Annotated in this window: 12 protein-coding genes; 4 read left to right on the top strand and 8 right to left on the bottom strand. The window is 61.2% G+C overall.

What is annotated here, in order from left to right; translation table 11 throughout:
- The 8 genes from ACQRCA_RS07920 to aspS form a co-directional block, all read right to left on the bottom strand.
- Positions 1-725: IS110 family transposase (locus tag ACQRCA_RS07920; RefSeq protein WP_427719810.1), on the bottom strand; the 725-nt coding region annotated here is incomplete at its 3' end.
- Positions 726-1,185: 460 nt separating this feature from the next.
- Positions 1,186-3,135 carry an NAD(P)/FAD-dependent oxidoreductase gene (locus ACQRCA_RS07925; RefSeq protein WP_427719811.1) on the bottom strand — a complete coding sequence of 650 codons (1,950 nt, stop codon included), beginning with the start codon at positions 3,133-3,135 and terminating at the stop codon, positions 1,186-1,188.
- 102 nt (positions 3,136-3,237) lie between these two features.
- Positions 3,238-3,438, bottom strand: coding sequence for a hypothetical protein (locus ACQRCA_RS07930; protein WP_117634210.1), 201 nt, complete (start codon positions 3,436-3,438; stop codon positions 3,238-3,240).
- A gap of 204 nt (positions 3,439-3,642) precedes the next feature.
- Positions 3,643-5,970 carry a ferrous iron transporter B gene (gene feoB, locus ACQRCA_RS07935; protein WP_427719812.1) on the bottom strand — a complete coding sequence of 776 codons (2,328 nt, stop codon included), beginning with the start codon at positions 5,968-5,970 and terminating at the stop codon, positions 3,643-3,645.
- 123 nt (positions 5,971-6,093) lie between these two features.
- Positions 6,094-6,315 carry a FeoA family protein gene (locus ACQRCA_RS07940; RefSeq protein WP_006234774.1) on the bottom strand — a complete coding sequence of 74 codons (222 nt, stop codon included), beginning with the start codon at positions 6,313-6,315 and terminating at the stop codon, positions 6,094-6,096.
- A 39-nt stretch (positions 6,316-6,354) separates the two neighbouring features.
- Positions 6,355-6,597, bottom strand: a complete 243-nt coding sequence (locus ACQRCA_RS07945; RefSeq protein WP_427719813.1) for a FeoA family protein — start codon at positions 6,595-6,597, stop codon at positions 6,355-6,357.
- 233 nt (positions 6,598-6,830) lie between these two features.
- Positions 6,831-7,079 (bottom strand): HPr family phosphocarrier protein, encoded by a 249-nt coding sequence (locus ACQRCA_RS07950; protein ID WP_427719814.1) that lies wholly within the window; start codon positions 7,077-7,079, stop codon positions 6,831-6,833.
- A 358-nt stretch (positions 7,080-7,437) separates the two neighbouring features.
- Positions 7,438-9,225 carry an aspartate--tRNA ligase gene (aspS, locus tag ACQRCA_RS07955; RefSeq protein ID WP_427719815.1) on the bottom strand — a complete coding sequence of 596 codons (1,788 nt, stop codon included), beginning with the start codon at positions 9,223-9,225 and terminating at the stop codon, positions 7,438-7,440.
- Positions 9,226-9,482: 257 nt separating this feature from the next.
- Between aspS and serB the strand changes: the two genes are divergently transcribed.
- From serB to ACQRCA_RS07975, 4 genes are all read left to right on the top strand, one after another.
- On the top strand, positions 9,483-10,118 hold the full coding sequence (gene serB, locus ACQRCA_RS07960) for a phosphoserine phosphatase SerB (protein WP_427719816.1): 636 nt from the start codon (positions 9,483-9,485) through the stop codon (positions 10,116-10,118).
- Positions 10,119-10,235: 117 nt separating this feature from the next.
- Positions 10,236-11,018 (top strand): nickel pincer cofactor biosynthesis protein LarB, encoded by a 783-nt coding sequence (gene larB / locus ACQRCA_RS07965; RefSeq protein WP_427719817.1) that lies wholly within the window; start codon positions 10,236-10,238, stop codon positions 11,016-11,018.
- A 10-nt stretch (positions 11,019-11,028) separates the two neighbouring features.
- Positions 11,029-11,958, top strand: a complete 930-nt coding sequence (locus ACQRCA_RS07970; RefSeq protein ID WP_427719818.1) for a LarC family nickel insertion protein — start codon at positions 11,029-11,031, stop codon at positions 11,956-11,958.
- A 2-nt stretch (positions 11,959-11,960) separates the two neighbouring features.
- Positions 11,961-12,500, top strand: coding sequence for a TetR/AcrR family transcriptional regulator (locus ACQRCA_RS07975; protein ID WP_427719819.1), 540 nt, complete (start codon positions 11,961-11,963; stop codon positions 12,498-12,500).
- Positions 12,501-12,723: the final 223 nt, after the last annotated feature.

The following is a 12,723-nucleotide window of genomic DNA, read 5'->3' on the forward strand; positions in this document are numbered from 1 at the left end:
GCTGCGAGCCTGAAGGCCGTCAGGGTGTCGATTCCCTTGATGCAGGAGAGCGCCTCGACGGCCGGGCGCCACCGGTCGGTCCGGGCGAGGGCGAGCACCTTCTTCTCGAGCTGCCGGCGGTCCGACTCCGCGCACCTCGCGGCCGTGACGTAGTACTCGAGCACGTCGCGCTGGGGCCCCTCGAGCCTGATCCCGGATATCCACCTCCAGTGGGCGCGCGTCCAGGATCCCTTCCTCGTCCCGTCGGCGTTGCGCTCGTCCCAGACGTGGCCCAGCCTGATCAGGAACATGTTGAGGCGCTGCCTGGCGCGGCGGTACTCCGCCGTGGCGTCGTCGAGGGCGCGGTCGAGGTCCCGGGCGGCCTCGACGGCCGCATCGGGCAGCGGGACCTCCACGATGTTGTGGGTGGCGAGCATGCGGGCGATGAACTCGGCGTCGCGCCGGTCGTTCTTGCGGCGCGCGTCCGCCGCCGGCCTCTGCATCTTGGAGACGGCGGCCACGGCGCAGTCGAGGCCGAGCGCGCGCAGCTCGCGCGCCATGTGGAAGCCGGTGGGGCCGCTCTCGTAGCAGGCCCTGGGCTCCTCGAACCCGAGGGCCCACTCCGCGATCTCGGCGGCGTCCGTCCCGAAGTCACGGTGCACCACCTCGCCGGTGAAGGGGTTGAACGCCGCGGCGGCGACCGATCGCGCGTGGACGTCCAGGCCGATGGAGGTAACATGGGGCATGGGAAGCCTCCTCCCCGCAGGTGCGGTAAGGGCTACCGCACTGGCCGATACTCAAAGCCCATTGTGGCATCCCGAGCCCGCGAAAAGAAGCTGCGCCGCGGGGGAGGCGACCCAAATGGCTTTCTCATATCGTCTTATCGACGTAACGGGCAAAAAAGCTCGTCGAGGAGACCATCCACACGCACCACGGTGCGGCCGACGCCATCGAGGCGCACAACCCCACTGCCGCTCACGATACGATGTATCTGCACCTGGCCTACAACCGCAACATGATTGTGGAAGGCACACAGACAAAAGGCATTTAAGGCTCGGCAATGATCTTTCTTTGATAAAACGCAAGCGGCGGCCGCCCAAACACGGGACGGCCGCCGCTTGCGTTTTATCAAATGGTGCAATGGGGTCAGGTTCACATGCACCAAGTTGGTGCAAAGCAACCTGTCCCCATGCAACAAGGGGTTGACTAGAGCTCGCAGGCGACCTTGTAGCCATCGCCGATGGCGTCGCGAATGTTGCCGCACTTGTTGGCATCGCCCAGCACGTGAGTGGTAACGCCGGCTGCCGCCAGGTCGTCGGCCAGCTTGGTGTTAGGACGATAGCCCATAGCAAGCACCAGCGTATCGGCACCGGCGATGGTGTGGACCTCGCCATCCTTCTCGTAGCTGATAGTGTCCTCGGTAATCTCGGTCACCTTGGCCTCGGTCAGCACGTGAACGCCCTTTGAGAGCATGCGCGTGATGAGCACCGCGCGGCCGGCGCCACCCTCGTTGGCGGCGAGCGTCTTGGTCATCTCGATGACGGTGACGTCGCGGTTGGCCGGCGACAGGTCGTTGACCAATGGGGCCAGGTAATCGGCCGTCTCGCAGCCAACGGTGCCGCCACCCACGATGACGATCTTCTTGCCCGGGAAAGCCTTGCCGCCCAGCAGGTCGTCAGCCGTCATAACCTGCTTAAAGCCCTGCATGAAGGCCGGAGCGATAGGCTCGGCGCCATAGGCCAGGATGACCTCGTAGCCGGCGTAGTCACGCTGAATGTCCTCGGCAGTAAGCTCGGTGCCAAAGACGCACTTTACGCCGGCCTCGGCCAGGCGACGGTACTGATACTTGATCACGCGGGTGAGTTCCTGCTTTGCCGGCGGAACGGCTGCGATGCGCATCTCGCCGCCCGGTTCGTCCTGCTTATCCACGAGCACCACGTTATGACCGCGTTTGGCGGCAATGTAGGCTGCCTCCATGCCCGCGGGACCGGCGCCCACAACCAGTACGTTCTTGGCCTCGGCGGCGGGTTCGTAGCCAGCCTCGTCGCGCTCAACATCGGGGTTGACGGTGCAGGAGATGCGCTTGCCAAACATAATGCCGTTCAGGCAACGCAGGCAACCGATGCAGGGACGAATCTCGTCGGCGTTGCCAGCGGCTGCCTTGTTACAGAACTCGGCATCGCACAGATTGGCGCGGCCCATCATACAGATGTCGGCAGCGCCGTCCTCAATCAGCTCCTCGGCGATCCAGGCCTCGTTAATGCGTCCGACGGTGGCGACGGGAATGTTGACGTGCTTTTTGATCTCGCGCGAGCAGGCGGCATGCGAGGCCTGCTGGGTACCGGCGGCGGGAATCGCGGAGCCGCGCTTGATGGTGGTACCGCCCGACACGTGAATCATGTCGACGCCGGCCTTCTCCAGGCGACGTGAGACGTAGATCATGTCGTTGAGGGTCAGGCCGCCATCGGTGTACTCATCGCCCGAGATGCGGACGTCGATGATAAAGTCCTTGCCGCAGCGCTCGCGAATCTCGGCGATGACCTCGAGCAAGAAGCGCATGCGGGCGTCGAGCGAGCCGCCGTACTCGTCGGTGCGCTTGTTGTAGAGCGGAGTCAAAAAGCCGCCGAGCATGCCGTGGGCATGTGCCGCATGGACCTCGACGCCATCGACACCGGCCTTCTGCATACGCACGGCAGCGTCACCAAACTGATGCGTGAGCTCGTGAATCTCATCGACCGTGATAGGACGCGGGGCCTCGCGGGCATAGGACGGACCCACAAAGGACGGAGCGATCAGGCGCGGCGTGCCCGGAATGTTAAAGGCCATGTAGGCGGGGTGGAAGAGCTGCGGCATGATCTTGCAGCCATACTCGTGGACGGCCGCGGCGAGCTTTTCCCAGCCGGGGATAAACGTGTCGTCGTAGCAGCACATGTCACCCGGCAGATAGGTATAGGTGGGCTCGACCGTCACGACCTCGGTAATGATGAGGCCCACGCCGCCCTTGGCACGGGCACGGTAATGATCGACCAAGTCATCGGTCACATAGCCGTGATCGGCCAAGTTGGTGGACACCGGCGGCATAAAGACGCGGTTCTTGACCTCGGTCGTACCGACCTTGATCGGGCTAAAGAGCATCGGGTAGGCACAGGACTCCATACAGGCTTCCTTTCGTTTAAGCCGCTCGGCGGCAGTTGCTAACACACCTATCGTATCAGCAACTGCCGTATCTGCAGTCATACATGCCCAAGCGCCGTTCTACTAATGAATACCGCGGCCCAGGTCTTCGGCGATTTTGTCCACGCCCTTAAGTGCGGCACACGTCTTTTTGTTGGAGCAATGCCCCGTGCAAACGCCACCCTGAGCACAGTCGGCGCAGGTGCCCTTGCGGTAGATGCGCACGCATACCGCGACAAACGCAATACCGATAACAGCCAGAACAACAATATCGATAGGTGCCATAGCAAGCCTCCTCTAGTTAACCATCACTTACTTTACCCCATTTTCCACCTGCCAAAAAGGGACAGGTTTATTTTGGTCGGTTTTATCTGCGGAAACGCCACATTTTACTTCTGGAGCAAAGCAATCTGTCCCCCATTACGCCAAAAAGCCCGAGTGTCGCTGGGACACCCGGGCTCGTGGAAAGGGGCTAGTCCTTATTCGGACTTAAGCGGAAACTGCGGCGGAAGCAGTGTTGGTCTCGTCCTCGTCGGTCCATGCATGCGCAGGGATAGGGCGAAAGATCTGGAAGAGCATCGCAACCAGCAGAACGATGGCCACAATCGTCCAGATACCAAACTGTCCCAACACAAACAGGTTGTAGAACTGGTTGATGAACAGGCCGATCACCCAAGCGAAGGCGCACTCGTAACCGATGGCAATCGCGGTCCACTTGCCGGAGTCCATCTGGTTGCGGATAGTACCCATGGCGGCAAAACACGGAGCGCACAGCAGGTTGAACGCGCCAAAGGCAACGCAAGCGCCCATGGTGGGGAACATACCGGCAAACGCAGTCCACAGGCTCGGGTCGGTCTCGGCGGCGTCAGCCACGGACAGCAGCGAGCCGGCGGTGGCGACGACGTTCTCCTTAGCCACAAGGCCCGAGACGGTCAGCGCAGTTGCCTGCCAGGTGCTAAAGCCGAGCGGAGCGAAGATCCAAGCGACCAGGTTACCGAGCATGGCAAGCACGGAGTAGTCCATGAACTCCTCGGGGATGCCGTCCATTGCAGGCAGGAAGCCAAAGGAACCGTTGTAGCTTCCAAAGTTGGAGAGGAACCAAACAACGACGGTGGATGCGAAGATGACCGTGCCGGCCTTCTTGATAAAGGCCCAGCAGCGCTCCCACACGTGCAGTGCCCAAGAGCGGATCGCCGGGAAGTGGTAGGCAGGAAGCTCCATAACGAACGGCGTCGGGCGACCGGCGAAGAGCTTGGTCTTCTTGAGCATAAGGCCCGAGGCGATGACGGCGAAGACGCCCAGGAAGTAGAAGAGCGGGCTGATCCACGCCGCGGTGGTGGAAGAATCACCGATGATGGAACCCATGAGCAGGGCGATGATCGGCAGCTTAGCGCCACAGGGAATAAACGTGGTGGTCATGACCGTCATGCGACGGTCCTTCTCGTTCTCGATGGTCTTGGTGGCCATGACGCCGGGGACGCCGCAGCCCGAGGACACGAGCATGGGGATAAAGGACTTACCGGACAGGCCAAAGCGGCGGAACACGCGGTCCATGATAAAGGCGACGCGGGCCATATAGCCGCAGTCCTCCAGGAAGGACAGCATCACAAAGAGCAGGAACATCTGCGGGACGAAGCCGAAGATAGCGCCCAAACCGCCGACGATTCCGTCGCAGACCAGCGAATCGACCAGGCCGCCGTCCTCGGTGCCACCCGCCACAAGGGCATCGTGCACCACGGTGGTGATACCCGGGACATAGGGGCCGTACTGCGCCGGGTCAACCGAGTCGGCATCGTCGCCCGCAGCCTCGACGGCTGCATCGTAGGCGTCGCGGCCCTGACCGAGCACATACCAACCGTCGGTACCAAAGAGCTGGTCGTTGGTGAAGTCGGTCACTGTGCCGCCTAAGGTGGAAACGGCGATGTAGTACACGCAGAACATGATGACCACAAAGATCGGCAGGCCCAGAATACGGTTGGTAACCACACGGTCGATCTTCTCGGAGGTGCTCATCTTGGCCGGAGCCTTGGTGAGGCACTCGTCGATGATGTGCGCGATGACGCCATAGCGCTCACCGGTGATGATGGACTCGGCGTCGTCATCGCAGTCCTGCTCGCACTGGGCGACCAGCTCTTCCACGCGAGCGGCCTTCTCCTTGGTGAGGTTGATGAGCTTGCAGGCGTCCGCATCACGCTCAAACAGCTTGACCGCGTAGTAGCGACGCTTGTTGGCGGGAACGCTCGCCGGCAGGTTGTTTTCGATGTGGTCCAGAACGTCCTCGATGGAGGAATCGAACTTGTGCTCCGGCACCTGGCCCTTGGAAGCAGCGGACTTCTTAACCTGCTCGAACAGCTCCTTAATACCCTTGTTCTTAAGGGCCGAAATCATCATGACCGGACAGCCGAGCTTCTTGGAGAGCTTGTCCGTGTCGATCTTGTCGCCGTTCTTCTCGACCAAGTCGGCCATGTTAAGGGCAACGACCACGGGCAGGCCGGTCTCGATAACCTGAAGCGCCAGGTACAGGTTGCGCTCGAGGTTGGTGGCGTCGACCACCTGAACGACGACATCGGGCTCGCCGCTCATGAGGTAATCGCGCGAGCATTGCTCCTCGGGGCTGTAGGGGGAAAGCGAGTAGATGCCGGGGAGGTCCGTGATGGTAACGTTCTTGTCGCTTAGGAGCTTGGCCTCCTTTTTCTCAACCGTGACGCCGGGCCAGTTGCCAACGTAGCCGTTGGCGCCGGTGATCAGGTTGAAAAGCGTGGTCTTGCCGCAGTTGGGGTTACCCGCCAGCGCGACATGGATCTGAGAATCCGCCATTCAATCCTTCTTCCTTGTGCGCCCGCGCTGCTTTCTCCGCGCGGGCTGGATGATGTGCTTCAAAGTTGCTGCATTAAGTTAGAAATATCTAACTTAATCTGCAGAAATTTACGTCGTGGGCCCTTACTGGACCTCGACGACGGCCGCCTCCTCCTTGCGGATGGAAAGCTCGTAGCCGCGCACGTTGATCTCGACCGGATCGCCGAGCGGTGCAACCTTCACGACCTTGAACGAAGTGCCCTTGATGAGCCCCAGGTCCATAAGGTGGCGGCGAAGCGCACCCTCACCGTGAAGCTTGACGATGGTAGAGCTCTCGCCCACCTTAACGTCACCCAACGTCTTCATCCTCTTATCCCCCTTTCGGTTTTTATGAAATGCTGCAGATTAACCGACGGTCATGATGTGCATGGCAACCTTGGAATCGATGCCAAAGCGTGAGCCCAGCACCGTGACGATGATATTGGCGCCACTCGAGCTCACCACGTGGATCTCGCTGCCCTCGACAAAGCCGAGGTCCTTGAGACGGTGCTTTATGTCCTCATTGCCCTTTACACGAGACACACGCACGGTTTCGCCCGCTTTTACCATCGAAAGCGGCATGGCCGGCATCTGCGGTCCGCAAGACATGAGTGAGCTCCTAACATCGGTTCGTCCTCAACATCGACGCGATAAAAGTTAACCGCGTCTATGTTCGAACTAGTAAACTAACACGCGGTTAACTTTTTGGAAAGAATCTCTATTCAGTTTTCAAAAAAGTTTCCCATATTAAACAAAGGCACCGCAAAGACGGTCTCTTTGCAGTGCCTTGTCATACCAATGTATGCAACAGAGGGGACTCTCCCCTTTTTACATTGTTCCGCTTAGAGTGAGAGATTTCTGATCGATGTGACGCAGGAGGCCTCATCCACGCCCGAAACACGAAAGACAACGCTCTCGCCGCACTCACCATAGAGGGCCATGAGTCCCATGATATCGCGGCCATCCGTGTGGCGATCGCCGATGCTGACCGACACGTCACTACGATGCTTGGCGATAATGTCATAGAGAAGCGCAACCGGGCGAGCATGTAGTCCCAACGGATCTTTAATCGTCTTTGTAAACTCGACCATGTCCCCTCCCGCAGCATCGCACATTTGGCCGGCCAAACCCAGCCACGTGGTAGTTATTGTAGCGTTAGATGCTTGTCGAGAGCGGGACGGAAACCACATCCCACTTCGAGTGTTAACGATGGGACACAGTTTCCGCCAGAAGGCTCAACCGGAAACTGTGCCCCATTATTTTGCCGAATTCTGGGCCGCGCTTTCCCAGAGGACCCCCTTTGGGAAAGCGCGGCCCATTCTGGACGCAGATTCCGGGACGCACTTTCCGCGACGTCCGGTCACCCTATGCCCTCGCAACGCCCGCGCACAAAAAAACGAGGGAAGGCACGCGTCCTTCCCTCGTTAGAGACAATATGTAGCCGCTCGCCTACATCAAGCGCAGGCTGACGTCCTTGAGCTGGGCGCCGGAAACGGCGCTCGGGGCGCCCGACATAAGGTCGGAGCCGCTGGCCGTCTTGGGGAACGCCATGACGTCGCGGATGGAATCGGAGCCGGTAAGCAGCATGCACACGCGGTCCAGACCCAGGGCAAAACCGCCCATCGGGGGCGCACCAAACTTGAGCGCCTCCATGAGGAAGCCAAACTGCGACTCGGCGCGCTCCTCGGTAAAGCCCAGGAGCTTGAGCATGGACATCTGCATCTCGGCGTTATGGATGCGCATGCCACCGCCGCCGGCCTCAAAACCGTCCATGACAAAGTCGTAGGTGCAGGAACCGGCAGCCAACGGGTCGGCCTCGATCTTGGCGATGTCGGTCTCGGTCGGCAGAGTGAACGGCTGGTGCTCGGCTGCATAGGCCTTGCGGTCCTCATCCCAGTGGAACAGCGGGAAGTTGACGACCCACAGGAAGTCGTGACCCTCGCGTTTGATCTCGAGTGCGTTGGCCATGTGAGAGCGCATGCCGCCCAGGATCTCGTCAGAAAGCAGGCGCGGGCCGGCGGCGAACATCACGAGGTCGCCAGGCTCGACGTTCATGCGCTCGCGCAGAGCCGCCATCTCCTCGTCCGAGAAGAACTTGACGATGGGGCTGTTGATGGAGCCGTCCTCGCGGAAAGCGATCCAGGCCAGACCCTTGGCGCCAAACGTGGAGGCCACGCCGGCGAGCTTATCGATCTTGGCACGTGCCCAGGCACCGGCGCCCTTGGCGTTGATGGCCTTGACGACAGAGCCCTCCTCGTTTGCGGCAGTCGCAAAGACCTTGAACTTGGAGTTGGCAAAGATGTCGGTCAGATCGACCAGATGCATGCCATAGCGGGTATCGGGCTTGTCGGAGCCATAGGTGTCCATGGCCTCCCAGTAGTCCATGCGACGCAGCGGCGTGGGCATCTCGACACCCATGCGACCGAAAGCATCGGCCAGGACCTCTTCGAGTGCGCTCATGACGTCGTTCTGGTCCACGAAGGACATCTCGATATCGACCTGGGTGAACTCGGGCTGACGGTCGGCACGCAAGTCCTCGTCGCGGAAGCACTTGGCAACCTGGTAGTAGCGCTCGACGCCACCGACCATGAGCAGCTGCTTTAGGAGCTGCGGGGACTGCGGCAGGGCGTAGAAGTTACCCGGCTGAATACGGCTGGGAACGATGAAGTCTCGAGCGCCCTCGGGCGTGGACTTGAACAGGGAGGGCGTCTCGACCTCCATGAACTCACGGTTGTGAAGCGCCTCGCGAATGGCAAAGGTGAAGTCGGAGCGCAGCTTGAGGTTGGCCATCATCTCGGGACGACGGAGGTCCAGATAGCGATAGCGCAGACGGGTGTCCTCGCTGGTCTCGATGCCGTCCTCGATCTGGAACGGCGGGGTGACGGAGGTGTTGAGCACCTCGGCGTGGTCGGTCAGGACCTCGATCTCGCCGGTCGCGAGCTTGGCGTTGGTGGTCTCCTCGCCACGAGCGCGCACGACGCCGTGAATCTTGATGGGCCACTCGGGACGCATGGTCTCGGCGATCTTAAAGGCATCGCCGTCGGAGTGCTCGGGGTCGAAGGTGAGCTGCGTGATGCCCTCGCGGTCGCGAAGGTCGCAGAAGATAAGGCCGCCGTGGTCGCGGCGACGGCTCACCCAACCGGTGAGGGTGACCTCTTCGCCCACGTTCTCGCGGCGAAGCTCGCCGCAGGTATGGGTGTGCATGGAATGCTCGTCGATAGGACGGGTCTGGCTCATACCAGTGATCCTCCTTTATGGATCTGTGCCGCCCCGTGTCGTTCCGGGCGGCGTCGTACAGATTTGCCCAGCCTGCGTAAACCGCGCAGCCGGACATGGCGTTCTATCTTATCGCACCCGCGCCGATGTACCGCGAAAAAGTGGCTCCCGCTCAAAGACTTGACGGAGACGAAACAATTGGCGCACCGCACTGCCCGCCCGCGCTTGTCACGTGCGACAATGTGCCTACAATACAACCGCACTCGGAAAGGCCCACCATGACTGCACGCCTCATCGTTATGGATATCGATTCCACGCTCATCAACCAGGAGGTCATCGACCTGTTGGGCGAGGAGGCAGGCGTGGGCGGGCAAGTTGCGCGGATCACCGAACGCGCCATGCGCGGCGAGCTCGACTTTAAGCAGGCGCTCGAGGAGCGCGTGGGCCTGCTTGCCGGCCTGGACGAGAGCGTTTTCGAGCGCACCTTTGAGCGCGTGACGTTTACCCCCGGCGCACTGGAGCTTGTGCGCTCGGCGCACAACAAGGGCTGGAAGGTCGGCGTGGTAAGCGGCGGCTTCCACGAGGTCGCCGACAAGATCGTAGCTGCCGCGGGCATCGATTTTTGCCTGGCCAACCGCCTGGAGGTCGTAGACGGCAAGCTCACGGGCAAGCTGGCGGCAGACATTGTGACCAAGGAATCCAAGCTTATCCAGCTACTGGATTGGGCGGTTGAGTGCGGTGTCGATATGGCCCATACCGTGGCGATCGGCGACGGCGCCAACGACATCCCCATGATTCAGGCCGCGGGCACGGGCATCGCATTTTGCGCCAAGCCCAAGACGCGCGAAGCCGCCCCGTTTGCCATCGACGAGCGCAACCTGATGCTCGCCATGGACATCATCCTGCGTGACTAGCCGATCCATCTAACAACAGAATCAAATCCCCTATATCTAGTTTCCGAACAATTTTGTCTTAGTGTTCGGAAACATACCCTTTGAGTGCTAGACTTTGCGCCGTCGAAGGGAAGATATATGGATAAGCGAGATCTTGAGCAGTTACTGAGCGATGTTGCCGACGGAGCAGTCACCCCGGCAGTCGCCCTTACGCGCATCCAAACGGCGCCAACCGCCGATCTGGGTTTTGCGCAGCTCGATCTTTCGCGCGGGGTGCGCCAGGGGGCCGGTGAGGTTGTCTACGGCGCCGGTAAAACCGCCGAGCAGATTGCCGCCATTATCAAAGCGCTGCGCGATGCCGGTCAGGAGCGCATCCTAGTCACGCGCTTGGACGCCGAGAAGGCAACCCGTACCTCGGAGCTCCTCGACAACGGGATCGACCTGGGATATGTCCCGAACGCCCAGCTCGCCCTCGTGGGCGGTAAGCCCTCCCCTACCGGTAACGGACGCATCGTTGTCGCCTGCGCCGGCACGAGCGACTTGCCCGTCGCCGAAGAAGCCGCGTTGACGGCCGAGTTCTACGGCAACGAGGTCGACCGCCTCTACGACGTAGGTGTCGCCGGCCTGCACCGTCTGCTCGCGCATGCCGAGGAACTTGCCCAGGCACAGGTGGTCATCGCCATCGCCGGCATGGAGGGCGCGCTGGCGAGCGTTATCGGCGGTCTGGTAAGCTGTCCGGTCATCGCCGTTCCCACCAGCGTGGGCTACGGCGCGAGCTTTGGTGGCGTAGCCGCGCTGCTCGCCATGCTCAACTCCTGCGCCAGCGGCGTTTCGGTCGTCAATATCGACAATGGCTTTGGTGCCGCCTACCAGGCAAGTCTTATCAATCATCTGAGCGCCGGAACACCCTGCGCCCGTTAAGGAGCATTCCATGTCCAACCATCAGCACACGCTTATCATCGACGGTACCTCGGGCATCAGCGGCGATATGACCGTCGCGGCCCTGCTCGACCTGGGTGCCAGCGAGGAGCACCTGCGCGAACAGCTCGCCACGCTGCCGGTCGACGGCTTTGAGATTGCCGTTACACGCGTAAACAAGCATGGCATCGACGCCTGCGACTTTGACGTTCAGCTGGCAGAGGAGCTCGAGAACCACGACCACGACATGGCCTGGCTCTTTGGCAACGAAACAGCTGCCGAGCACACGCACGAGCATGAGCACCACCATCATGACCATGGCGGACATGAACACGAACACTGCCACGAGCATACGCACGAGCATGACCATGAGGCTCACGGCCATGGCCACGAGGACCATCACCACGCCCACCACCATCACCACCGCTCTTTGGCGGACGTCACCGCCATCATCGACGGCTCACAGCTAAGCGATGGCGCCAAGCGTCGCGCGCTCGCCATCTTTACCGCACTCGCTGCTGCCGAGGCCAAAGCTCACGGCAAAACGCCCGACACCGTCCTGTTTCACGAGGTGGGCGCCATCGACTCCATCGTCGACGTCTGCTCGGTCGCCATCTGCCTCGACGACCTGGGCATTGAGGATGTTGTGGTCGAGTCGCTCTCCGAGGGCCACGGAACCATCCGCTGCGCCCACGGCCTCATGCCCATTCCCGTCCCCGCTGTCGTCAACCTGTGCCAGGCAGGCAATATCGCCCTCACGCCTGCACCGGTCGCCGGCGAGCTCGTGACGCCAACGGGCGCCGCCATCGTCACCGCGCTGCGCACGTCCGACCAACTGCCCTCACGCTACCACATCGAAGCCGTCGGCTACGGCGCCGGCAAACGCCCCTACGAGGGTTGCTCCGGCACGCTCCGCTGTCTGCTCGTTCACGCGGACGCATAGCCATGGATGCCCGCAAGGCAAAAAGCCGCGCTGCCATCGTTGCGGCGTTCTCCGAGCTCCTGCGCGAAGAGGACTACGGCAAGATTGCCGTTGGCGACATCATCGCTCGCGCCCATGTGGGTCGGGCAACGTTCTACGGCCTCTTCAAGAGCAAAGATGACCTGCTCGCTGAGTTCGTGTGCGATATCTGCACCCATGCCCTCGACGATGACGGTACACCCCTCAATGACCCGCTCGTACAGGTCGAGCATATCCTCAACAACCTCTGGGATCGTCGTCAGGGCGTACGCGCCCTCGTAGCCGGCGCCGGCTCGCGCGTCTTCGCCGACTGTCTCCGCAAGACCATCATGTCGCGCGCAGCCGAAACCGTCCCTGTCGACCCCGCAGGCCCCGCCAGCACCATGGATCGCAACTTCCTCCTCCACCACATAGCCTCAAGCTTCGTAGCCACCGTCCAATGGTGGGCCTGGCACAACTTCCAAGCAGATAAGGCCGACGTAGCCAAAGACTACCTCTCAGCCATAAAGCCCCTCTTCGCCTAAGTAAGAGGCTCATCCCAGAGCATTGCCCCAACCCAAGGCGCCCGCGCATCCCAACGTGTCACTCGCACTTCAACGCCCCCCCAACAGCGACAAGCCCCTCCCATCCAAATTCAGAAATATGTTGGGTTGCTTGTACGAACGCAGCAAAGACCCCTCAGCTGGCCGCATGGGGTGACTTCCCAGCGCATTCCACAGGACGAAAGAACCCCCGCCGCACGAAGTG

Origin of the sequence: Collinsella sp. SGI.095, assembly GCF_050314535.1 — a bacterium.
In the GTDB taxonomy this organism is placed as follows: Bacteria; Actinomycetota; Coriobacteriia; order Coriobacteriales; family Coriobacteriaceae; genus Collinsella.

Excerpts from the sequence above, each read along its gene's own strand:
- ACQRCA_RS07930 (WP_117634210.1), bottom strand. The coding sequence starts at position 3,438 with ATGGCACCTATCGATATTGTTGTTCTGGCTGTTATCGGTATTGCGTTT.
- aspS (WP_427719815.1), bottom strand. The coding sequence starts at position 9,225 with ATGAGCCAGACCCGTCCTATCGACGAGCATTCCATGCACACCCATACC.
- ACQRCA_RS07925 (WP_427719811.1), bottom strand. The coding sequence starts at position 3,135 with ATGGAGTCCTGTGCCTACCCGATGCTCTTTAGCCCGATCAAGGTCGGT.
- ACQRCA_RS07975 (WP_427719819.1), top strand. The coding sequence starts at position 11,961 with ATGGATGCCCGCAAGGCAAAAAGCCGCGCTGCCATCGTTGCGGCGTTC.
- ACQRCA_RS07940 (WP_006234774.1), bottom strand. The coding sequence starts at position 6,315 with ATGAAGACGTTGGGTGACGTTAAGGTGGGCGAGAGCTCTACCATCGTC.
- ACQRCA_RS07970 (WP_427719818.1), top strand. The coding sequence starts at position 11,029 with ATGTCCAACCATCAGCACACGCTTATCATCGACGGTACCTCGGGCATC.
- larB (WP_427719817.1), top strand. The coding sequence starts at position 10,236 with ATGGATAAGCGAGATCTTGAGCAGTTACTGAGCGATGTTGCCGACGGA.
- feoB (WP_427719812.1), bottom strand. The coding sequence starts at position 5,970 with ATGGCGGATTCTCAGATCCATGTCGCGCTGGCGGGTAACCCCAACTGC.
- serB (WP_427719816.1), top strand. The coding sequence starts at position 9,483 with ATGACTGCACGCCTCATCGTTATGGATATCGATTCCACGCTCATCAAC.
- ACQRCA_RS07950 (WP_427719814.1), bottom strand. The coding sequence starts at position 7,079 with ATGGTCGAGTTTACAAAGACGATTAAAGATCCGTTGGGACTACATGCT.
- ACQRCA_RS07945 (WP_427719813.1), bottom strand. The coding sequence starts at position 6,597 with ATGTCTTGCGGACCGCAGATGCCGGCCATGCCGCTTTCGATGGTAAAA.